Source organism: Agromyces sp. NPDC055658 (assembly GCF_053618155.1).
On record NZ_JBSHHD010000010.1, the window covers coordinates 86,657 to 107,891 of the forward strand.

Annotated in this window: 19 protein-coding genes; 6 read left to right on the forward strand and 13 right to left on the reverse strand. The window is 72.3% G+C overall.

Annotated elements, in window-relative coordinates; genetic code table 11:
* Positions 1–62: 62 nt before the first annotated feature.
* Positions 63–1,619 carry a pyridoxal phosphate-dependent decarboxylase family protein gene (locus ACWGPE_RS06935; RefSeq protein ID WP_231430520.1) on the reverse strand — a complete coding sequence of 519 codons (1,557 nt, stop codon included), beginning with the start codon at positions 1,617–1,619 and terminating at the stop codon, positions 63–65.
* Positions 1,616–3,067 (reverse strand): MFS transporter, encoded by a 1,452-nt coding sequence (locus ACWGPE_RS06940; RefSeq protein ID WP_452048407.1) that lies wholly within the window; start codon positions 3,065–3,067, stop codon positions 1,616–1,618. Before ACWGPE_RS06940 ends, ACWGPE_RS06935 begins: the two co-directional genes overlap by 4 nt.
* Before the next feature lie 55 nt (positions 3,068–3,122).
* Between ACWGPE_RS06940 and ACWGPE_RS06945 the strand changes: the two genes are divergently transcribed.
* Positions 3,123–4,673, forward strand: coding sequence for a succinic semialdehyde dehydrogenase (locus tag ACWGPE_RS06945; protein WP_452048408.1), 1,551 nt, complete (start codon positions 3,123–3,125; stop codon positions 4,671–4,673).
* A gap of 75 nt (positions 4,674–4,748) precedes the next feature.
* Here ACWGPE_RS06945 and ACWGPE_RS06950 read toward each other — a convergent pair whose 3' ends face one another.
* Positions 4,749–5,144 carry a sec-independent translocase gene (locus ACWGPE_RS06950; protein WP_231430515.1) on the reverse strand — a complete coding sequence of 132 codons (396 nt, stop codon included), beginning with the start codon at positions 5,142–5,144 and terminating at the stop codon, positions 4,749–4,751.
* Positions 5,145–5,235: 91 nt separating this feature from the next.
* Between ACWGPE_RS06950 and ACWGPE_RS06955 the strand changes: the two genes are divergently transcribed.
* Positions 5,236–5,868, forward strand: coding sequence for an O-methyltransferase (locus ACWGPE_RS06955; RefSeq protein ID WP_231430513.1), 633 nt, complete (start codon positions 5,236–5,238; stop codon positions 5,866–5,868).
* Between the two features lie 59 nt (positions 5,869–5,927).
* On the opposite strand, the gene ACWGPE_RS06960 is transcribed toward ACWGPE_RS06955, so the two are convergent.
* The 4 genes from ACWGPE_RS06960 to ACWGPE_RS06975 form a co-directional block, all read right to left on the reverse strand.
* Positions 5,928–6,101, reverse strand: a complete 174-nt coding sequence (locus ACWGPE_RS06960) for a DUF3117 domain-containing protein (RefSeq protein ID WP_067875042.1) — start codon at positions 6,099–6,101, stop codon at positions 5,928–5,930.
* A gap of 151 nt (positions 6,102–6,252) precedes the next feature.
* Positions 6,253–7,512 carry a hypothetical protein gene (locus ACWGPE_RS06965; RefSeq protein WP_231430512.1) on the reverse strand — a complete coding sequence of 420 codons (1,260 nt, stop codon included), beginning with the start codon at positions 7,510–7,512 and terminating at the stop codon, positions 6,253–6,255.
* The gene (dapE, locus tag ACWGPE_RS06970) at positions 7,509–8,600 is read right to left on the reverse strand and encodes a succinyl-diaminopimelate desuccinylase (RefSeq protein ID WP_231430511.1); all 1,092 of its coding nucleotides are present in this window, start codon (positions 8,598–8,600) and stop codon (positions 7,509–7,511) included. The genes ACWGPE_RS06965 and dapE overlap by 4 nt, the downstream gene beginning before the upstream one ends.
* An 87-nt stretch (positions 8,601–8,687) precedes the next feature.
* On the reverse strand, positions 8,688–9,596 hold the full coding sequence (locus tag ACWGPE_RS06975) for an ROK family protein (protein ID WP_231430510.1): 909 nt from the start codon (positions 9,594–9,596) through the stop codon (positions 8,688–8,690).
* A gap of 176 nt (positions 9,597–9,772) precedes the next feature.
* Between ACWGPE_RS06975 and dapD the strand changes: the two genes are divergently transcribed.
* A complete protein-coding gene (gene dapD / locus ACWGPE_RS06980) occupies positions 9,773–10,723 on the forward strand; it encodes a 2,3,4,5-tetrahydropyridine-2,6-dicarboxylate N-succinyltransferase (protein WP_231430509.1) in 951 nt (316 codons plus the stop codon).
* Positions 10,724–10,866: 143 nt separating this feature from the next.
* Complete coding sequence (locus tag ACWGPE_RS06985; protein WP_231430508.1) at positions 10,867–13,455, forward strand: penicillin acylase family protein; 2,589 nt, start codon at positions 10,867–10,869, stop codon at positions 13,453–13,455.
* 76 nt (positions 13,456–13,531) lie between these two features.
* Here the strand turns inward: ACWGPE_RS06985 and ACWGPE_RS06990 are convergent, their stop codons facing one another.
* A complete protein-coding gene (locus ACWGPE_RS06990) occupies positions 13,532–14,101 on the reverse strand; it encodes a TetR/AcrR family transcriptional regulator (protein WP_231430507.1) in 570 nt (189 codons plus the stop codon).
* Between the two features lie 175 nt (positions 14,102–14,276).
* On the opposite strand from ACWGPE_RS06990, the gene ACWGPE_RS06995 reads away from it, so the two are divergent.
* Entirely contained in the window at positions 14,277–15,713 is a 1,437-nt protein-coding gene (locus ACWGPE_RS06995) for an MFS transporter (RefSeq protein ID WP_255680322.1), read from the forward strand.
* Between the two features lie 72 nt (positions 15,714–15,785).
* Here the strand turns inward: ACWGPE_RS06995 and ACWGPE_RS07000 are convergent, their stop codons facing one another.
* The 4 genes from ACWGPE_RS07000 to ACWGPE_RS07015 all read right to left on the reverse strand — a co-directional run bounded on the left by ACWGPE_RS07000 (position 15,786) and on the right by ACWGPE_RS07015 (position 19,178).
* Positions 15,786–17,096 (reverse strand): citrate synthase, encoded by a 1,311-nt coding sequence (locus ACWGPE_RS07000; RefSeq protein ID WP_231430505.1) that lies wholly within the window; start codon positions 17,094–17,096, stop codon positions 15,786–15,788.
* A gap of 179 nt (positions 17,097–17,275) precedes the next feature.
* The gene (dapC, locus tag ACWGPE_RS07005; protein ID WP_308191638.1) at positions 17,276–18,391 is read right to left on the reverse strand and encodes a succinyldiaminopimelate transaminase; all 1,116 of its coding nucleotides are present in this window, start codon (positions 18,389–18,391) and stop codon (positions 17,276–17,278) included.
* Between the two features lie 17 nt (positions 18,392–18,408).
* Positions 18,409–18,729, reverse strand: a complete 321-nt coding sequence (gene fdxA / locus ACWGPE_RS07010; RefSeq protein ID WP_231430504.1) for a ferredoxin — start codon at positions 18,727–18,729, stop codon at positions 18,409–18,411.
* Positions 18,730–18,767: 38 nt separating this feature from the next.
* On the reverse strand, positions 18,768–19,178 hold the full coding sequence (locus ACWGPE_RS07015) for a histidinol dehydrogenase (protein WP_231430503.1): 411 nt from the start codon (positions 19,176–19,178) through the stop codon (positions 18,768–18,770).
* A 146-nt stretch (positions 19,179–19,324) separates the two neighbouring features.
* On the opposite strand from ACWGPE_RS07015, the gene ACWGPE_RS07020 reads away from it, so the two are divergent.
* Entirely contained in the window at positions 19,325–20,152 is an 828-nt protein-coding gene (locus ACWGPE_RS07020) for an enoyl-CoA hydratase/isomerase family protein (RefSeq protein WP_231430502.1), read from the forward strand.
* A gap of 88 nt (positions 20,153–20,240) precedes the next feature.
* On the opposite strand, the gene ACWGPE_RS07025 is transcribed toward ACWGPE_RS07020, so the two are convergent.
* Positions 20,241–21,017 carry a M23 family metallopeptidase gene (locus tag ACWGPE_RS07025; protein ID WP_231430501.1) on the reverse strand — a complete coding sequence of 259 codons (777 nt, stop codon included), beginning with the start codon at positions 21,015–21,017 and terminating at the stop codon, positions 20,241–20,243.
* Positions 21,018–21,235: the final 218 nt, after the last annotated feature.

Here is a 21,235-nt window from a genome sequence, read left to right on the forward strand (position 1 = left end):
TCACGGCGAAACCGGAGAAGACGTCCTGAGCGGCGCGCTCGCTCCTGAAACGGGTGGACGGATCAGGTCGGCTCGACGACCCGTGCGAGCAGCTCGATGAGCAGGCGCTCGGTGAGCGACCCGGGCAGGGCCTCGACGAGCGCGAGCACGGGCGCGAGCCGGTCGGGCAGCGCCCCCTCGCCGCCGAGGAGCCCTGCGGCCGAGAGCACCGCGGCCGCGGCATCCGAGTCGAGCGAAGCGGCGAACAGGTCGAAGGCCGCCGCGTCGGTCCCGCCTGCATCGAGCAACGCTCCCCCGACCCCGCCGGGCAGGGCCTCCGCGAGCCCGGCGAGCGCGACCCGGCCGTCGATGCGCGGGATGCCGCGCACCTCGTCGGCCGCCGCCACGAGCGCCGGAACGAGTTCGGGCAGCACCCGCTCCGTGACCGGGGTGACCGTCAGGTGGGTCGTGTGCGGCAGTCGGGTGCCGTCGGCCTGGGCGAGTCCGGGCTGCAACTGCAGCTGCCAGCCGGCCTCGCGCGCGGCATCCGCCCAGTGGTGCGGGTCGACCCGCGACGTGACCGGAGCCGCCTCGTCGGCGGCGACCGCGAGCAGCGGCCCCACGGGCTCGCCGACGACGCGCAGGCCCTCGATGCCGTCGATCGCGGCGCGCAGCTCCGCGGTCGCACGCGCCGTCTGCGCGGTCAGGTCGCGGAAGCCGGGCTCGCCCAGCGCCTCGATGATCGCCCACGCCGCCGCGAGCGGCCCGGCCGGCTTCGAGCCCGTCATCGTGGGGTTCACGACCGGGTAGCCGGGCCAGCCGGTGGTCGCGAAGTACTGGCGGCGCTGGCGGTCGCGTCCGCGCGTGAGCAGCACCGAGGCGCCCTTCGGCGCGTAGCCGTACTTGTGCAGGTCGGCCGAGATGCTCGTGACGCCGGGCACCGACAGGTTCCAGGCGGGCAGCGGCTCGGGCCAGAAGGCGAGCGCGAATCCGCCGATGCAGGCGTCGACGTGGAGGGCGATGCCGCGGGCGGCGGTGATCGCGGCGACGTCGGCGACGGGGTCGAGGCTCGCGAACGGATAGGAGGGCGCACTCACCACCACGAGCGCGACGTCGTCACCCAGGCGCTCCTCGATCGCCGACGGCGCGAGGGTGCCGGTCTCCGGGTCGACGGGAACGAGGTCGAGCTCGAGGCCGAAGTAGTGGGCCGCCTTGTGGAACGCGGCGTGCACCGTGACGGGCGCGACGACGCGGGGCACCCGCGGCGAGCCGATCCGTGCGGCGCGCCAGGCGTCGCGGGCGGACTTCACTGCGAGCAGGCAGCTCTCGGTGCCGCCGGACGTCACCGAGCCGACGACGACCTCGCCGTCGGCGCCGCCGCCGTCGCCCCCGCCGAGCACGCGCCGGGCGAAGCCGACGACGGCGCGCTCCATCGCGGCGACGGAGCCGAACGTGGTCGGGTCGAGCCCGTTGACGGGTTGCACCCGCCGGGCGGCGCGGCCGGCGAGCTCGTCGAGTTCGTCGAGGCCCGAGTCGTACACGTACGACAGCACGCGGCCGCCGTGGGTGGGCGCGTCGGCGGCGCGCAGCGCGTCGAGCTCGCGCAGGATCTCGGATGCCTCGCGGCGGAACCCGATCATCGGGTGCTCCCTTCGGTGGTGCCGGCGGCACCGGTCGTTCCGGGGTCGCCGGCGATGCCGGCGAGGGCCGCGACGTCATGATCCACGTCGGCGCGGCGCAGCGGGTAGGCGCGCAGCACGACGACGCTGACCGCGACGAGCAGCGCGGGCACGAGGCTGAACGAGAGCGCGATGCCCGCGACCGCCGCCGCCGACTGCTCGACCGTCTCGGCGCCCCTCGACTCGAGGTAGCCGGTCGCGGCGAGCATGAGGGTGAGCAGCGTGGCGCCGAGCGCCATGCCGGCGGTCTCGCCCGCGGTCCACACGCCGCCGAAGCTGCCGGCGTTGTCGCGTCCGGTCCGCCGGGCGTCGTGCGAGATGACGTCGGGCAGCATCGCCATGGGCAGCGACTGCATGCCGGCGTAGGCGGCGCCCGCGACCGCGACGGGCAGGTACACCCAGGGGCCGGGCGCCCAGACGAGCAGGACCATGCTGAGGGCCGCGAGCGCGAACACGATGCTCGCGACGCGGAAGCCGCGCTCCTTGCCGATGCGGCGGGCGAGCCGCCCCCAGAGCGGGGCGAAGAACAACGCCGGGGCGATGAGCGCGACGAAGAGCAGCGTGACCGCGGTCTCGGACTCGAGCACCCACGTCGCCACGAACTGGGCACCCGCGAGCATGAGCCCGGTCGCGAGCCCCTGCAGCACGAACACCGCGAGCAGCACGCGGAACGGCAGGCTGCGACGCAGCGCACGCAGTCCCTCGCGGTACCCGCCCTCGGCCGACACCGCCGACGCCCGCTGCTGCGATCGGCCGAGGGCCGCGGCATCCGCCCGCTTCGCCGTGCCCGCGGCGATCAGCATGCCGACGCCGATGACGACGCCCGCGACGATCGCCATCACGAGGTAGCCGGTCGCCTCGTCGTCGAACGCGTTGCGGATCTCGGGCCCGCCGGCTCCGAACAGCAGGATCGCGAGGGTGAGCACGACGACCCGCCACGTCAGCAGTCGGGTGCGCTCGTCGTAGTCGCCGGTGAGTTCGGCGGGCAGCGCGATGTACGGCACCTGGAAGAGGCTGAACGCGGTCGCGGTCGCGAGGAACGCGACGAACACCCACACCCCGGACGCCCCGGGTGCGACGCCCGCCGGCACCGCGAACGTGAGTGCGAAGCCCACGGGCAGGGCGATCGCGCCGACGAGCATCCACGTGCGGCGGGTGCCGGTGCGCACGAGCGCCCGGTCGCTGCGCGCGCCGATCCACGGGTCGATGACGACGTCCCACACCTTCGCGGCGGTGACCACGAGACCGGCGATGAGGGCGCTCACCCCGAGCGTGTCGGTGAGGTAGTAGACGAGGACCAGTCCGGGCAGCGTCGCGAACCCGCCGGTGCCGAGCGAACCGATCGCGTAGCGGGCGACGACGCCACGGGACAACGCGCCTCGGGACTGGGGACGCTCCGCTGCGGTCATGGGGGAAGTGTACTCACACGGCGGCGAAGTGGGTCACTTGACCTAGACTGTGCGCATGCGCGCCCAGACCGCCTCCCCCGACCTGTTCCGCAGCCTGACCGACGACGTCGTCGCGTCGGGCGCGGAGACCACCGCCGTGCCGACGCCCACCACGGGCGAGGTGCTGCACGATCTGCCCCGCTCGAGCGCCGACGACGTGCACGACGCCGTCGACCGGGCACGGCTCGCCCAGCTCGCGTGGGCCCGCGCCGGCTTCGCGGAGCGCCGCCGCGTGCTGCTCGCCGCGCACGACCTGCTGCTGGAGCGACGCGACGAACTGCTCGACCTCATCCAGCTCGAGAGCGGCAAGACCAGGGGGCAGGCCTTCGAGGAGATCTTCGAGGCCGCGTCGGTCACCCGCTACAACGCGATCGCGGCCCGCAGGGTGCTGCGCGGTCGTCCCGTCCGTTCCGGCATCCCGACCGTCGCGACCTCGCGCGTGCGCTTCGCACCCAAGGGCGTCGTCGGTGTCATCACGCCGTGGAACTACGCGCTCAGCCTCGCCGCCATGGACGTGGTGCCCGCCCTCGCCGCCGGTTGCGGCGTCGTGCAGAAGGCCGACGACCAGGGAGCACTGTCGATCCTCGCGCTGCGTCGCGCGTACATCGACGCGGGCGTGCCCGAAGCCCTCTGGGCGGTCGTGACGGGCGATGCGGCCGAGGTCGGTGAGGCGCTCACCGACACCGTCGACTACATCTGCTTCACGGGCTCGACGGCGACGGGACGCAGGATCGCCGAGAAGGCCGGGCGGCGCCTCGTCGGCGCCTCGCTCGAACTCGGCGGCAAGAACGCCCTGCTCGTGCTCGACGACGCCGACCCGGCCCGCGCGGCGGCGAATGCGGCCCACGCCTGCTTCTCGGCGATGGGGCAGCTGTGCGTCTCGATCGAGCGCATCTTCGTCGACCGGGGGATCGCGGGAGACTTCGAGCGCGAGCTCGTCGACCGGCTGCGTACCGCGAAGCTCGGCACGTCGGTCGGCTTCGGCGCCGACTTCGGCTCGCTCGCGAGCGCCGCGCAGCTCGCGCGGGTGCAGGCCCACCTCGACGACGCCGTCGAGAAGGGCGCGACCGTGCTCGTCGGCGGCAAAGCCCGCCCCGACCTCGGCCCGTGGGTGTTCGAGCCCACGATCCTCACGGGCGTGACCCCTGAGATGCGCGTCCACGCCGAGGAGACGTTCGGCGCGATCGCGTCGCTCTACCTCGTGTCGGGCGACGACGAGGCGGTGCTCGCCGCCAACGCGAGCGAGTACGGGCTGAACGCCGCCGTCTTCACCGGATCGACGCGCCGCGGCCACCGCGTCGCCGACGCGCTCGAAGCCGGGAGCGTCAACATCAACGAGGGCTACCGCGGCTCGTTCGCCTCGGTCGCCGCCCCCATGGGCGGCGTGAAGCAGTCGGGCGTGGGCCGACGCAACGGCGAGGCGGGGCTCCTGCGCTTCGTCGAGCCCGTCACGATCTCGCAGGCGACCGGCCTGCTGCAGTTGCCGCGCACCTCGGCCGAGTACGAGGCGCAGGCGCCGCTGCTGCTGCTCCTGGCGCGGGCGCTCAAGGCCGTGCGCCGCGCCTGACCCGCGCGCGAGCCAGCCCGGTCGGTCGTGTCACGAGGGCTTCGGGATGCCTCGGGCACGAGGCATCCCTGCCGATCAGGTGGCCTCGGAGTCGAACGGAGCGGGCTCGCCCGCGCCGAGCGCCTCCCGCTTGCGCTTGCGCTGCAGGTAGGCGGAGTTCTCGTTGACGCCCGCGCGCGCCACGACCGGCGTCGGCGCCGCCTCTTCGGCGAACGGGTCGACGTCGGTGAGCGCCTCGCGGATGATGCGCCGCGGGTCGTACTGGCGCGGGTCGAGCTTCTTCCAGTCGACGTCGTCGAAGTCGGGGCCCATCTCTTCGCGCATGCGGTCTTTCGCGCCGTTGGCCATGTCCCGCAGCGAGCGCACCAGCCGGCCGAGCTGTGCCGCGTAGTGCGGCAGGCGTTCGGGGCCGAGCAGGAAGACGGCGATCACCCCGATGATGAGGAGCTTCTCGAACGTCAGACCGAACACCCCTACAGGATAGTCGGCGGCGAGGCATGCGAACGCCACGCCGCCGGCCCCCTAGGCTGGGGTGTCGAGAGAGCCACCAGGGAGCCGAACCGTGTCCGATCACGACCTGAACTGGAAGTACGTCGACGAGTCGGTCGTCGAGTCCGAGCCGATCATCAAGGCGCGTCAGCAGTCGCTCGAGCTCGGGGTCGATCCCGTCTCCCCTGCGGTGGGCGCCCAGCTCGCCGTCATCGCCGCCGCCTCGCGTGCGAGCTCCATCATCGAGGTCGGCACCGGGCTCGGCGTCTCGGGACTCTGGATGCTGCAGACCGCCCGGCACGCGATGCTCACGTCGATCGACACCGAGAACGAGTACCAGCAGCACGCCCGCCAGCACTTCGCCGACGCCGGCATCGCCGCGGCGCGCGTGCGACTCATCGCAGGTCGCGCGAGCGAGGTGCTCCCGCGCATGAACGAGAGCTCGTACGACATCGTGTTCGTCGACGCCGACGCCCCGTCGGTGATCGAGTACGCCGAACACGGCCTCCGCCTCGCGAAGCCCGGCGGCAGCGTGCTCGTGGCGCGCGCCCTCTGGAAGGGCCGCGTCGCCGACCCGGCCAAGCGAGACGAAGCGGCGAGCGCGTTCCGCACGCTCATCACCGAACTCGCCTCGTCGACGGCGGTCGCGACCGCGATCTCGCCCGCCGGCGACGGCCTGCTGCAGATCGTCAAGCTCGGCGCCTGAGCGCCCCTTAACGCCACGAGCCCCGAGAACGCTCTCGGGGCTCGAACAGTGCGTATGACTCAGGCAGGGTTCACGACGCCGCCGAGGACGTCGTAGAGCTCCTTGGCCTCAGCGTCGTTCACCGAGACGACGAGGCGCCCTCCACCCTCGAGCGGCACGCGCACGATGATGAGTCGCCCCTCCTTCACAGCCTCCATAGGCCCGTCTCCGGTGCGTGGCTTCATGGCCGCCATTGAGCTCCCCTTTCGCTGCTGAGATTCCATTATCGGACATCCCGAGCGTTGCTGTGAAATCGCCGCGAAGTTGTGGATGAGCGGTCGACCCTGATTCGCCCCCTGTTCACCGGCGTTTCGCCCACCCCGGATGTCAGGATTCCTGCCCCGATCAGGGAGGCGTCCAGTCGTAGTCGTCGACGCGCCAGACCCCGGCGAGCCACCAGTATTGGAGCGCGATGAGCAGCAGCACGATCGACCACCGGTACCATCGCGCCCTCGGCACCGCGAGCGCACCCACGATCGGGAACAGCGGCGCGAGGATGCGGAACGTCGACGACTGCGGGAAGAACACCGCGAAGAGGTACAGGCCGTAGCTCGCGAGCCAGAACCGGATGTCGACGCCGAGCCGGCGCACCGCAGGCAGGAACAGCATCGCCGCGAACCCGACCGCGAGCACGCCGACGGCGGCGATGCCCACCCAGGCCGGCAGCCCGACCCAGGTCGCCCACCACGCCCCGCCCTGGAACCAGGGCGTGAGCGGCACGAGCTCCTGCCTGCCGATGTACGCCGACCGCCAGGCCAGCTCGGTCTCGGTGTACCCGTCGACCTGCCCGGTCACGCCCCACACGATGAGCGGCCATGCGAACCCCGCGAGCACGGTGAAGAGCCCCACTCCGATCACGACGAGCTGCTCGCGCGGCGGGAACGGGTCGCGGTCGCGGTGCCACCAGCGCCACACGAAGTGCAATCCGAGGGTGAGCGCGAACGCGAGCGCCCCGGGTCGGGTGAACGCCCACGCGAGGACGACCGGTACGAGCCATCCGTACCGTCGATCGACCAGCAGGAGCAGCGCGAGCGCGACCCAGAGGAACCCGAGCGATTCGGCGTACCCGAACTGCATGATCGGCGACACCGGGGCGATCGAGAACAGCACCACGGCGAACAGCGCCCGGTCGGGTTCGAGGAAGCGCGACATGAGCCGGTGCAGGACGAGTGCGGCGCCGTAGCCGGCGGTGACCGCGACGATGACGGCCGCGAGCTTCCACGGCAGGCCGAGCAGGGTCGCGGCCTCGGTCGCGCCCGGGTAGAGCGGCAGGAATGCCCACGCGTTCTCAGCCACGTGGCCGTCGTCGGCGAGCGGCAGCTCGCGCGGATAGCCGCCGATGCCGATGATCTCGTACCAGCGGGCGTCCCACAGGCTCGCGAAGTCGAGGTAGCCGGGCTTCGCGCCCGTCCAGGAATTGGGCCCCTGCTGCCGCGCCACCTCGATCACCATGATCGTCGTCAGCACCCGGGCGGCGAGGTAGACGAGCGTGACCTTGACCCACCACGGGAGCAGCCGCCAGCGCACGCGCAGCGACCGGCGGGACACCCGGTACGGATCGGGTTCGCGCACCGCCGACCCCGAGTTCACGGAGTCTGCGCTCATGCCCCGGTGAGCCAGGCCCGCAGCGCCCGCTCGGTGTCGAGGATCTGGGCGACCTGCACGCGCTCGTCATCGGCGTGCGCCTTCAAGGGATCGCCCGGGCCGAAGTTCACGGCCGGGATGCCGAGGGCGCTGAAGCGCGCGACATCCGTCCAGCCGTACTTCGGCCGCGCCTCGGCGCCGACCGCGGCGACGAACTGCTGCGCGAGAGGGGCGTCGAGGCCCGGCCGCGCACCCTCGGCGCTGTCGACGATGTCGACGTCGAAGCCCTCGAACACGGCGCGGACGAGGGCGGACGCCTCGGCGACGCTGCGGCTCGGGGCGAAGCGGTAGTTCACGGTGAGCACGGCCGAGTCGGGGATGACGTTGCCCGCGACGCCGCCCTCGACGAGCACGCCGTTGAGGCCCTCGCGGTAGGCGAGCCCATCGACCTCGACCGTCTCGGCCTCGTACTCGGCGAGGCGCGTGAGCGCGGGCGCGAGCTTGTGGATCGCGTTGTCGCCGACCCAGCTGCGTGCGGAGTGCGCCCGCAGGCCCGTCGTGCGCACCTCGGCCCGCAGGGTGCCGTTGCAGCCGCCCTCGACCTGCCCGTTCGACGGCTCGCCGAGGATCGCGAAGTCGCCCTCGAACAGCTCGGGGCGATTGCGCGAGAGCCGACCGAGCCCGTTGAGCGAGGCGGCGACCTCTTCGTGGTCGTACCACATCCAGGTGAGGTCGACGATGGGATCGGTGAGCTCGAGGGCGAGCTTCAGCTGCACCGCGACGCCGGCCTTCATGTCGACGGTGCCGCGGCCCCACAGGTACTCGACGCCGTCGATCGTCTCGAACCGCGTCGGCAGGTTCTCGTTGATCGGCACCGTGTCGATGTGCCCGGCGATCACGACGCGGCGCTCGCGCCCGAGGTTCGTGCGCGCGACGACCGTGTCGCCGTCGCGGACGACCTCGAGGTGGGATGCCTCGGCGAGCGCCCGCTCGATGAGGTCGGCCAACGGGGTCTCGTCGCCCGAGACGCTGCGGATGTCGCAGATCGCCTGCGTGATGGCGACGGCGTCGGCGGTGAGGTCGAGCGAATCGGGGATCGCGGAGGGCATTCCCCGAGTCTATTCGCGGGTGGTCGGAGGGTCTGCGCGCACGACGACGACTCCTCGCGCCGACGGAGGGCGACGGGCGGATCGGGCTCAGCGTCCGCGAGCGCCGAGCATCGCCGCGTCGGCGGAGTGCGCCGCGTACGCGGCGCCGATCATCGGCGCCTCGTCCGAGAGCTCCGCCCGGATGACCGGGAAGCCCGGTCGGCGGAGCCCCGAGGACAGCGCCGGCTCGAGGAGGTCCCACGAGCGGGCGATCGTCCCGCCGATGATGAGCGCGTCGGCATCGAATCGGGCGAGCGGACCGTCGAGCGCTCGCCCGAGGAACGAGAACGCGTCCTCGAGCACGTCGCGCGCGATCGGATCGCCGCCGCGGGCCAGGTCGGCGATCTCCTTCACGTCGGGCACGGCTTCCGATCGGCCCGTCCTCCGCGAGTAGGCGGCCCTGATGGCCCGGCGCGACATCCGCGCCTCGATGCGCTGCCCCTCGAACTCGAGCAGATGCACCTCGCCGCCCGGAGCGGCGCCGTCGGTCCGTTCACCCGCGACGACCCATCCGGAGCCGACGCCGGTGCCGAGCGTGACGCAGCAGAATCTCGACAGGCCGCGGGCGGCGCCGGCCGCGTACTCGCCGAGTGCGAACGCGTCCGCGTCGTTGACGAACGTGAACGAGCTCGGCTCCGCGTCGAGGGCGTCGGCGAGCCGTGCGCGCAGGTCGATGCCGTACAGCGAGTCGAACTTCCCCACGCCGGTGTACCGCGCGATGCCGGCGGCGAAGTCGAACGGACCGGGCACTGCGACGGCCCAACGCCCCCCGTGCTCGGATCCGAGCACGCGGGCGGCGGCGGCGATGGCGTCGAGGATGTCGTCGGCGCTCCCGCCGGAGTTCAGGGGCCGGGTCAGGTGGGTGCCCCCGACGATCGCACGAGCGGCGAGGTCGATGACGGCGACGGCGACGTGGGTCCCGCCGAGTTCGATGGTCGCTACCCGGTTGCCGGTCACGGTGCTCCTTCCGTCGGCCCGTCGTCTGTTCCTAAGACAGCGCTGTCATACGGTGGAAGCTATCAGACTCCGACCACGGGTGTCCAACCTGGATCCCGCTCGATCGGCGCTCGACGTACGACGGACGCCCGGCGTCACACGCGGCAGCGCCCGCCGCCGCTCGCTACCCTTGGAGCATGCCCGCGAACGACGACGCCATCCGCCCTGCCCGCACGGCCTCCGCCGCCGGGCTCACGACGATCGCCGGCGACGGCACGGTGCTCGACGCGTGGTTCCCGAGGCCTCGGCTCGGCGCGGAGGCATCCCCCCTCGCCCCCGAGCACGCGGCCCTCGCGGGCGACGACGCCCGCCGCAACGTGCGCGTGGAGGTCGTCGAGCTCACGATCGACCTCGACGCAGCGCCCGGGGGCACCGCCGACGCCTACCTGCGGCTGCACGTGCTCTCGCACCTGCTCGCGGCCCCGAACACGGTCAACCTCGACGGCGTCTTCGCCCACCTTCCCGCCGTCGTGTGGACGAACGCCGGCCCCGTGCACCCGGCCGACTTCGACCGCCTGCGGCCGGCGCTCCAGCGCGCGGGCATCCACGCGACGGGGCTCGACAAGTTCCCGCGCCTCCTCGACTACGTGACGCCCGAGCGGGTGCGCATCGCGGACGCCTCGCGCGTGCGCCTGGGCGCGCACCTCGCTCCCGGCACGACCGTCATGCACGAGGGCTTCGTGAACTTCAACGCCGGCACGCTCGGCACCTCGATGGTCGAGGGCCGCATCTCGCAGGGCGTCGTCGTCGGCGACGGCAGCGACATCGGCGGCGGCGCCTCGATCATGGGCACCCTGTCTGGCGGCGGCACCCAGCGCGTCGAGATCGGCGAACGGGCGCTGCTCGGCGCGAACTCGGGCATCGGCATCTCGATCGGCGACGACTCGGTCGTCGAGGCCGGACTCTACGTGACCGCGGGCACGAAGGTCGTCATCCTGGGCGACGACGGCGACGAGCGCACCGTGAAGGCGGTCGAGCTGTCGGGACAGCCGAGCCTGCTGTTCCGGCGCAACTCGCTGAGCGGCCGGGTCGAGGTGCTCGCACGCGACGGGCACGGCATCGTGCTCAACTCGGCACTGCACGCGTAGGGGCGCATCGCCCTCCGCATCCCACTCCCCGGGCGCTCCTCGACGGGCGGGACGTGGGTCATGCGCCCCACTGGCTCGGGGTACAGTGGTGCTCCGAGGCCGCCGAGTGGCGGCCCTCGTCATGCGCATCACGAAGGAGTGACGTGGGTACCGACGCCCCGAGAACCAGCCGCCATCGAGGCCTGAGCTTCCTCATCGGCCTCCTGGTCGCCGTGCTCGTGCTCGCGGTCGTCGGGGCCGGCATCGGCTGGTGGACGGTGCAGCGCTCATTCCCCACGACGAGCGGACGCATCGACGTGCGGGGGCTCGACACCGACGTCACCGTCTACCGCGACGAGGCAGGCATCCCCCAGATCGTCGGCGACACGAGCCACGACCTCTTCTTCGCACAGGGCTACGTGCACGCGCAGGACCGGTTCTGGGAGATGGACTTCCGCCGCCACGTGACGGCGGGCCGGCTCGCGGAGCTCTTCGGCGAGTCGCAGGTCGGCACCGACACGTTCATCCGCACCCTCGACTGGCGCGGCATCGCCGAGCAGGAGTACGAGCTGCTCGACGAGGAGTCGCGCGCCTACTACGACGCCTACGCCGCGGGCGTCAACGCCTACCTCGACGAGCACTCGGGCGCCGACCTCTCGCTCGAGTACGCCGTGCTCGGGCTGCAGAACCCCGGCTACTCCCCCGAGCCGTGGACGCCGGTGGACTCGATCGCCTGGCTCAAGGCCATGGCGTGGGACCTGCGCTCGAACCTCGGCGACGAGATCGACCGCGCCCTGCTCACGACCGAGCTGACGCCCGAGCAGGTCGCCGAGCTCCACCCCGACTACGCCTGGGGGCAGATGCCGACGATCGTCGGCGGACCGATCGCCGCCGCTCCGGCGGCGACCGGGAGCCGGCTGCTCGATGCCGACGGCGCACCGCTCGCGACACCGGTCACGACCACGACGACGGATGCCTCGGCGCCAGGGTACGCCGCCCCGTTGACCTCGCTCGCCGCAGCCCTCGACGACCTCCCCGAACTGCTCGGTCCCGAGGGCGGCGACATCGGCTCGAACTCGTGGGTCGTCTCCGGCAGTCTCACCGAGAGCGGCAAGCCGCTCCTGGCCAACGACCCCCACCTCGGCCCGGCGATGCCGTCGATCTGGGCGCAGATGGGCCTGCACTGCACCGAGATCACCGACGACTGCGCGTTCGACGTGGCCGGCTACACGTTCTCGGGGCTGCCGGGCGTGATCATCGGGCACAACGAACGCATCGCGTGGGGGTTCACGAACCTCGGCCCCGATGTCGCCGACCTCTACCTCGAGCGGGTCGAGGGCGACTCGTACGAGCTCGACGGCGCGATGGTGCCGCTCACCCTCCGCGAGGAGGTGATCGAGGTCGCGGGCGGCGACCCGGTGACCATCACGGTGCGCTCGACCGGTCGCGGTCCCATCGTCACCGGCATCGGGAGCGACTTCACGGCCGTCGCGGATGCCGCAGCCGCGGCATCCCCCGACGAGGCCTCCGACCTGCAGGTCTCCCTGCAGTGGACCGCGCTCACGCCCGGCACGACCGCCCAGGCGATCTTCGCGCTCGACCGCGCGCGCGACTGGGACGGCTTCCGCCACGCGGCGTCGCTCTTCGACGTGCCGGCGCAGAACCTCATCTACGCCGACGACGAGGGCAACATCGGCTATCAGGCGCCCGGCAAGATCCCGCTCCGCAAGTCGGGCGACGGCACGATGCCGCTGCCCGGGTGGACGAGCGCCAACGGCTGGAGCGGCATGCTGCCGTTCGACGAGCTCCCGAGCGTGCAGAACCCGCCCGCCGGGTACATCGTGACGGCGAACAACGCGGCCGCCGGACCCGACGGCCCGCTGCTGACGAAGGACTGGGACTACGGCTACCGCGCCACCGGGATCGACTCGCGACTCCGCGCGGCGCTCGCGGGCGGAGCGAAGCTCACCGCCGACGACATGTCGTCGATCCAGCTCGACACGTCCGATGCGAACGCCGCCCGGTTCCTGCCGGTGATCGCGGAGCTCGACCTCTCGGGCGACGCCGCTCGCGGCGCCGAGCTGCTCGACGGCTGGAACGGGCACGCCGACGCCGACAGCGCCGAGGCCGCGTACTTCAACGTGTTCTGGCGGACGCTCCTCGACGACATGTTCGGCGGGCTGCCCGCCGAGACCCTGCCGCAGGGCGGCGACCGATGGTTCACGGTCGTGGGCACCCTGCTCGGCCAGCCCGACTCGTCGTGGTGGGGCGAGGCATCCGGCGAGGTACCGGCTCGTGACGCGGCGATCGCGAAGGCGCTCGACGAGGCGTGGGACGAGGCGGCCGACCTCATGGGCGACGATGCCGCCGACTGGCGGTGGGGCGACCTGCACACGCTGACGCTCACCAACCAGAGCTTCGGCGAGTCGGGCGTCGCGCCCATCGAATGGCTGTTCAACCGCGGGCCGTACGAGCTCGGCGGCGGATCGGCGATCGTGAACGCGATCGGATGGGACGCCTCGCAGGGGTACGGCGTCGACTGGGTGCCGTCGATGCGCATGGTCGTCGACCTCGACGACGTCGACCGATCGACGTGGATCAACCTCACCGGCGCCTCGGGGCACGCGTTCCACCCGAACTACGACGACCAGGCACCGCTCTGGCAACGGGGCGAGACGCGGCAGTGGCCGTTCACGCTCGACGCGATCGTCGCGTCGGCGCGCGACACGCTGCTGCTCCGCGCGGTCGAGTAGACGCTCTGCGCGGTATCGGGGGCGTCGCCGTGCCGTGGCTCCCCCGACGCTCCCGCGTCGCTCCCCGACCGCGCGGTCAGGTGCGGATCGCGTTGATCGCGAGCCCGAGCACACGACTGCGCTGCGCCTCGTCGTCGAACGACGACACGGCCGCGACTCCCGAGACGAGCTTCACGACGTCGCCGATGGTGACGTCGTCGCGCACCTCGCCGGCGGCCTGGGCGCGCGCGAGCAGCGGCTCGCCGGCGCCCAGCATGATGGACCGGCATTCGCCGAGCACGGACGACTCGCGGTTGAGCCCCTCGAGCAGGGCGTGCTTGGTGCCCACGTACGAGACGAATCGGTCGAGCCAGGTCTCGAGCGCGGGCCACGGCTCGAGCGCCGAGACCTCGTCGGCCGCCTGGGCGAGCGCCTCGACCTCGCCCAGGTAGAGCGTCTCGATGAGGTCGTCTCGGGTCGGGAAGTTGCGGTAGAGCGTGCCGATGCCGACCCCGGCGCGCCGGGCGATGTCCTCGAGCGAGGCCGACGAGCCGTCTTCGGCGAACGCCTGCCGCCCCGCCGCGACGAGCGCGTCGAAGTTGCGCGCGGCGTCGGCACGGCGGGGCCGCCGCGCCTCGAGGGTGTGCACCCGCAGCACCTCGGTCATTCCGCGCTCAACTCCTCTGCCGGTTGCGGCGGGCAGGTGACGTGCCGCCGACGAATTCCAGTGGACCCCTTGCGAAACGGAGGCCCCCTCCGGTAATGTCGTCTTCGTCGATAACCGGAGGCTTCCTCCACTCGGAGCCATACTCCACTTTACCTCGCTCCTCGCGTTCGCGCACCTGACCGAAGGGTCCGCAGTGTCAACCACCTCACGCGCCGCTTTCGCGGCCATCGCCGTGAGCGTCGCCTCGCTCGCGCTGCTCCAGAATCTCGTCATCCCCGTCATCCCGACCATCGCCGCCGACTTCGGCGTCGCCGCCGACACTGCCTCGTGGACCAACACGGCCTGGCTCATCGCGGCCGCCGTCGCCACTCCCCTGCTCGGTCGCATCGGCGACCTCCGCGGGCGCCGCGCCACCTTCCTCGCCGTGCTCGCGGTCGTCGCCGTGGGCGACATCGTCGCCGCGGTCGCACCCGACCTCACGACCCTCATCGCGGGCCGCATCCTGCAGGGGGTGGGCGGGGCACTGTTCCCCCTCGCGTTCGGCCTGCTGCGCGACGTCATGCCGCGCGAACGCCTCACCGGCGCGATCGGCGCGACGAGCGCGATCATCGGCATCGGCGGCGCCGCGGGCAGCGTGCTCGCCGGCCCGATCGCCGGCGTGCTCAGCTGGCGCGCGGTGTTCGCCGTCCCGCTCATCACCGCGATCGCGGGCATCGTGCTCGTCGCGCTCCTCGTGCCGGCGACCGGCACCCGCGCGACCGGTCGGGTGAACGTGCTCGCCGGCGTGCTGCTGTCGGGCTGGCTCGTCGCCCTCCTCGTCCCGCTCAGCTCCGGCGCCCGCTGGGGCTGGGGGTCGCCGCTCACGATCGGCCTGTTCGTGCTCGCCGCCCTGCTGATGGCCGCCTGGGCGGTCACCGAGCTGCGCTCGGCCGAGCCGCTCGTCGACCTGCGCCTGCTCTTCGCCCGTGAGCTCTGGCCGGTCAATGCGGCGTCACTGCTGCTCGGCGCCGCGGCATTCGGGTTCTGGGGCTACCTGCCGCAGTTCCTCGAGACGACGGCCGGCTGGGGGCTCGGCCTCGACGTGCAGGCCGCGGGGCTCGCCCTGCTGCCGCTGCTCATCGGCATGTCGGGCGTCGGCTTCGCCGCCGGGGCGCTCAGCCGCGTCATCCCGCTTCGCCTCATGCTCGCGGGCGGCGCACTGCTCATGGCCGCAGGCGTCGGGTTCGCCGTGTTCGACCACGACGCGGTGTGGAAGCTCGCGGTCGCCGGCGGCGTGTTCGGCGTCGGCATCGGGCTCGCCTACGCCTCGGCGGCGAGCATCGTCGTCGAGAGCGTACCCGCCGACCGCACCGGCGTGGCGACCGGCGTGAACGCGAACCTCCGCACGATCGGCTCGGCGATCGGATCGGCCCTCGTGAGCACCATCGTCTTCGGCAGCGCGGGCGGCACGGCCGCCCCGACGCAGACGGGCTACGACATCGCGTGGCTCACGGTCGCGCTGATGGCGGTGCTCGCCGCGGTCATCGTGCTCGCGGTCGGGCGAGCGCCCCGTACGGCGCGCCTCGACGAACTGGATGCCTCGCCGACGGCCGAACTCGTCGACGCGGCCTGATCGGCCGACGCGAAGGGTCCCGATTCCACCGGAATCGGGACCCTCGTCGTTCGTGCGCCCGACGCGCCGGGCTCAGGCGCCCGGGTAGTGCCGCACCGGCTCACCCGTGTAGAGCTGCTGCGGGCGACCGATCTTGGTCTGCGGGTCGAGGTTCATCTCGCGCCAGTGGGCGATCCAGCCGGGCAGGCGGCCGATCGCGAACAGCACGGTGAACATGCGCGTCGGGAAGCCCATCGCCTTGTAGATGACGCCCGTGTAGAAGTCGACGTTCGGGTAGAGCCGGCGCTCCTTGAAGTAGTCGTCCTGCAAGGCGAACTGCTCGAGCTCCTTCGCGATGTCGAGCAGCGGGTCGTCGATGCCGAGGCTCTCGAGCACGGCGTCGGCCGACTCCTTGACGATCTTCGCCCGCGGGTCGTAGTTCTTGTAGACGCGGTGCCCGAAGCCCATGAGCTTCACGCCGTCTTCCTTGTTCTTGACGCGCTCGACGAAGCGGGCGACGCCCTCGCCCGACTCCTGGATCCGGCCGAGCATCTGCAGCACGGCCTCGTTGGCGCCGCCGTGCAGCGGGCCCGAGAGTGCCTGGATGCCCGCCGAGATCGACGAGTAGAGGTTCGCACCGGTCGAGCCGACGAGGCGCACGGTCGAGGTCGACGCGTTCTGCTCGTGGTCCTCGTGCAGGATGAGCAGCCGGTCGAGCGCCTTCGCGAGCGTCGGGTCGATGCGATACGGCTCGGCCATGTTGCCGAAGTTCAGCCGCAGGAAGTTCTCGACGAAGTTCAGCGAGTTGTCGGGGTAGAGGAACGCCTGGCCGACGCTCTTCTTGTGGGCGTAGGCGGCGATCACCGGCAGCTTCGCGAGCAGGCGCAGCGTCGTGAGCTCGACGTGGTCGAGATCGTGCGGGTCGGACGAGTCCTCGTAGTAGGTCGAGAGGGCCGCGACCGCGCTCGACAGCACCGACATCGGGTGCGCCGTGTGCGGCAGCGCCGAGAAGAAGCGCTTGAGGTCTTCGTGCAGCAGCGTGTGGCGGCGCACCTTCTCATCGAACTCGCCGAGCTGGTCGGCGGTCGGCAGCTGGCCGTAGATGAGCAGCCAGGCGACCTCGAGGTAGGTCGAGTGCTCGGCGAGCTCTTCGATCGGGTAGCCCCGGTAGCGCAGGATGCCCTGCTCGCCGTCGATGTAGGTGATCGCCGACCGCGTCGATGCGGTGTTGACGAATCCGTAGTCGAGCGCGGTGAGCCCCGTCTGGCGCGTCAGCGTCGACAGGTCGATGCTCGCATTGCCGTCGACCGCGGGGCGCACGGGGAACTCGGCGGTGCCGCCGGGGAAGCTGAGGGTCGCGGTCTCGGGGTTCTGCCCCGCCGCGGGGTTCACGACGTCGCTCACGGCGCCTCCTGTGATCGTCACTTGCGCGGTCACCTGCCTTTCGGGCTCGCGGCGTAGGGTCGGCCACGGTCCGACCTACAGCCTAGACGTGCCGGAGGCACACTGTCGCATCCGCCAAGAGATCGCTGTATACATTGGCGGCACCTGACACTGCGCCGCGCCGGGTTCGTGTCGGGATGCTACGAGCCGGCCGCCGCACGCAGGCGCGACGCCGCCGCGGCGATGCGCTCGTCGGTCGCCGTGAGCGACAGGCGCACGTGCTCGGGGTGGTGCACGCCGTAGAAGTGGCCGGGGCCCCCGATGATGCCGAGGTCGGCGAGCCGGCCGATCGACTCCCACGCGTCGCGCCCCTCGGTCGCCCACAGGTAGAGGCCGGCGTCGCTGCGGTCGATGCGGAAGCCGGCCGCCTCGAGCGCCGGCTTGAGCTGCGCGCGGCGCGCTCGGTAGCGCTCCTTCTGCTCGGCCACGTGCGCATCGTCGCGGAGGGCTGCGATCATCGCCTGCTGCAGCGGCTGGGCGAGCATGAGCCCGGCGTGCTTGCGCACGTTCGTGAGCCGGCCGACGACCGTGCGGCACCCTGCGATGAACGCGGTGCGGTAGCCCGCCATGTTCGACTGCTTGGAGAGGGAGTACGCGACGAGCGTGTTCCGCCGGCTGTCGCCGACCACCCTGGGGTCGAGCAGGCTCGGCACCGCGCCCTCGGCCCACTCGCCCTCCCACCCGAGCTCGGCGTAGCACTCGTCGCCGACGATGACCGCGTCGAGCTCGAGGGCGCGCTCGCGCGCCGTGCGGAGCTCGTCGATCGTGAGCACGCGCCCGTCGGGGTTGCCGGGGCTGTTGAGCCAGACGAGCCTCGTCGCATCGGGCCATTCGGCGGGGTCGTCGCTCGCCATCGCCGTCGCGCCGGCGAGCACCGCACCCATCTCGTAGCTCGGGTACGCGGCCTTCGGGTGCACGACGACGTCGCCCTCGCCGAGCCCGAGCAGGAACGGCAGCAGCGCCACGAGCTCCTTCGAGCCGACCGTGGGCAGCACGTTCTCGCGGGTGAGCCCGGTCACGCCGCGACGCCGGGCGAACCACGCGACGATCTCGTCGCGCAGCAGGTCGGAGCCGACGGTCTGCGGATACGCGTGAGCGTCGGTCGAGGCGGCGAGCGCCTCGCGCACGATCGCGGGCGTCTCGTCGACGGGCGACCCGATCGAGAGGTCGACCACCCCGTCGGGGTGGGCGGCCGCCCGCTCGCGGTACGGGACCATGAGGTCCCACGGATAGTCGGGCAGTTCGCCCCGCGCCACGGTCGGAACCTCGCCGACTAGTGCGCCTGCGGCGGAAGCGCCGCGATGATCGGGTGGTCCTTCGCGATGACGCCGACCTTCGCGGCACCGCCGGGCGAGCCGATGTCGTCGAAGAACTCGACGTTCGCCTTGTAGTAGTCGGACCACTCGTCGGGCAGGTCGTCCTCGTAGTAGATCGCCTCGACCGGGCACACCGGCTCGCACGCGCCGCAGTCGACGCACTCGTCGGGGTGGATGTAGAGCGAGCGCTCACCCTCGTAGATGCAGTCGACGGGGCACTCGTCGATGCACGCACGGTCTTTCACATCGACGCACGGGAGGGCAATGACATAGGTCACGGTGGTTCGTGCTCCTTCGGAGAGGCTGGATCTTCAGTCTATGCGCGGGCTCGGGCCCGCGACGGCAACTCGGGCCACGCGACGACGAGCACGGCGATGAGCGCGGGCGCGAACGACCAGACGGTGCCGAGGAGGTCGCCGACGACGAGCACCGAACCGCCCGGCCCGGGCAGGTAGGTGAGCACGGCGACCATCACCACGAGGCCGGCCGCCGCGGCGGCCGTGATCGCGCGGCCCCGGGTCACGAGCCGGATGCCGACGAGGAGGGCGGCGATGCCGATGATCGCGACGACGAGGCCCCACGGGATCACCGCGTCACCGATGCGGAGCACCTGCCGGTGGCCGACCGTGGCGATCGCGCCGTAGACGGCGCCGACGAGTGCGGCGACGACGAGCGCGCCGACACGGGCGGCGATCGACGGCGACTCGTGGCGCACGACGTCACTCATCGGGCGGCAGGGGTGGGGGTCGGCATGCGACGAGTCTACCGGGGCGGGCCCTCGGTGGGCTTGCGCCGGCGACCGCCGGCGCAGCGCCCGCGGGAGCCGATGCCGTAGCGTGGTCGGCACGCACCGAAGCACCGAGAGGATCGACGATGACCGACGCCACGACCGCCGCCCCGACCGACGTCCCCGAGGTGCGGGTCGAACGCGACGCCGACCTCGCCGTCGTCACGATCGACCGGCCGAAGGCACTCAACGCCCTCTCCCCCGCCGTGCTCGCCGCGCTCGAGACGGCGTTCACCGGGTTCGCCGACGAGATCGCCGGCGACGGTGCGGCGGTGCGCGGCGTGCTGCTGACCGGCGCGGGCGGACGAGCGTTCATCGCCGGCGCCGACATCCGGGCGATGGCCGGCCTCACCCCCGAGGAGGGCGAGGCGGCTGCACGCGCCGGCCACCGGGTCGCCGCCGCGATCGAGGCGCTGCCGGTTCCCGTCATCGCCTGCGTCGACGGGTTCGCGCTGGGGGGCGGGCTCGAGATGGCGCTCGCGTGCGACTTCATCTACGCGACCGACGCCTCGGCGTTCGGCCAGCCCGAGGTGCATCTCGGACTCATCCCGGGCTTCGGCGGTACGGTGCGACTGCCCCGCACGATCGGCCTCGCACTCGCGAAGGAACTGATCTACACGGGCCGCCGCATCGGCATCGACGAGGCCGTCGCGGCGGGGCTCGTCGCCCGCCGCTTCGCCGACCGCGAGTCGATGTTCGCCGGCGCGCGCGAGACGATCGCGCTCGTGTCGCAGAACGCCGCCCCGGCCGTGGGCCTCGCGAAGCGCGTGCTCGTCGATGCGACGGGGATGCCGACCGCGACGGCGAGCGATCTGGAGATCGCGGGCTTCGGCGATGCGTTCCGAACGGCCGACATGCGCGAGGGGGTCTCGGCGTTCATCGAGAAGCGGGAACCCCGCTTCACCGGGGCGTAGGACGCCGAGGGGCCGAGGAGCGCGCGCCGACGGAGCACGCGTATCGAGACCGGCGATCGTCGGCGCTCCTCGACCACCCGAGAGGACGTCAGCCGATGTGGGCGGCGAGCCAGGCGAACCCGTCGAACCGGGCCCCGTCGGCACCGAACATCTCGAGGTGCAGGTGCGGGCCGGTCGACTGGCCGGTCGTGCCGACGAGGCCGAGCTGCTGGCCGGCGGCCACGCGCTGACCGACCGACACCGCGATCGAGCCGAACTGCATGTGCGCGTACGAGCTCGTGACGAGCTCGCCGCCGATGTTGTGCTCGACCTCGACGTTGACGCCCAGGCCGCCGCCGTTCTCGGTCGCCTTCACGACGACGCCGTCGGCGATCGACATGACCGGCGTGCCGTCGCCGGGCGTGAAGTCGACCCCGTCGTGGAACGTCGAGCAGCCCGCGCAGGGTGCATCGCGCGGGCCGTAGCCGCCGCTGCGGCGGTCGGGGTTCTGCACCGGCCACACGACCACGTCGGACTCGATGATCGACACCGAGCCGAGCCCCGCGACCTGCGAGACGATGGGCGGCGGCGCCTTGACGACGTCGTACGACTCGGCCGCGAGCGTCGCCTCGACGGCGTCGGCACCGACCTCGACGTGTTGCGGGGTGAAGCTCACGGTGTCTTCGACGGGGGCATAGACCGACGCGCGGGACTCGGCATCGGTCGCGGTCACGGCGAGGGCGGGCACGCTCGTCGCGACGATCATCGCGCCGACGAAGCCCATCGCGGCGATCGAGAGCGCCTGGCGAGCGGTCGCTGGGCGACGTGCGGGGCGGCGGGCAGGAACGGGGGCGGCCGCGCGGCGGCCGTGCTGGGGGGAAGTCATCACGCGTTACGTATCAAAGGGGGTCGGGTTTCGTGGCGAAACTGGCTTGAGATCGAGACAATCTCAGCTACCGTACGCAGCGTTTCTGAGAGGAACCTCCGATACGCATGCATGGAAGCCGTGCGCCCATGCGCGCTCTCCCCGCCCCGCCCCCGCCGCAGACACGACGACGCGGATGCCTCGGGGCCGGCCCCGGGGCATCCGCGTCGTGTGGTGGC

What these genes read in the sequence shown, in the direction of transcription:
- ACWGPE_RS06935 (WP_231430520.1), bottom strand. Translation starts at nt 1,619, where the DNA reads ATGATCGGGTTCCGCCGCGAGGCATCCGAGATCCTGCGCGAGCTCGAC.
- ACWGPE_RS06940 (WP_452048407.1), bottom strand. Translation starts at nt 3,067, where the DNA reads ATGACCGCAGCGGAGCGTCCCCAGTCCCGAGGCGCGTTGTCCCGTGGC.
- ACWGPE_RS06945 (WP_452048408.1), top strand. Translation starts at nt 3,123, where the DNA reads ATGCGCGCCCAGACCGCCTCCCCCGACCTGTTCCGCAGCCTGACCGAC.
- ACWGPE_RS06960 (WP_067875042.1), bottom strand. Translation starts at nt 6,101, where the DNA reads ATGGCGGCCATGAAGCCACGCACCGGAGACGGGCCTATGGAGGCTGTG.
- ACWGPE_RS06965 (WP_231430512.1), bottom strand. Translation starts at nt 7,512, where the DNA reads ATGAGCGCAGACTCCGTGAACTCGGGGTCGGCGGTGCGCGAACCCGAT.
- dapE (WP_231430511.1), bottom strand. Translation starts at nt 8,600, where the DNA reads ATGCCCTCCGCGATCCCCGATTCGCTCGACCTCACCGCCGACGCCGTC.
- dapD (WP_231430509.1), top strand. Translation starts at nt 9,773, where the DNA reads ATGCCCGCGAACGACGACGCCATCCGCCCTGCCCGCACGGCCTCCGCC.
- ACWGPE_RS06990 (WP_231430507.1), bottom strand. Translation starts at nt 14,101, where the DNA reads ATGACCGAGGTGCTGCGGGTGCACACCCTCGAGGCGCGGCGGCCCCGC.
- ACWGPE_RS07015 (WP_231430503.1), bottom strand. Translation starts at nt 19,178, where the DNA reads ATGAGTGACGTCGTGCGCCACGAGTCGCCGTCGATCGCCGCCCGTGTC.
- ACWGPE_RS07020 (WP_231430502.1), top strand. Translation starts at nt 19,325, where the DNA reads ATGACCGACGCCACGACCGCCGCCCCGACCGACGTCCCCGAGGTGCGG.
- ACWGPE_RS07025 (WP_231430501.1), bottom strand. Translation starts at nt 21,017, where the DNA reads ATGACTTCCCCCCAGCACGGCCGCCGCGCGGCCGCCCCCGTTCCTGCC.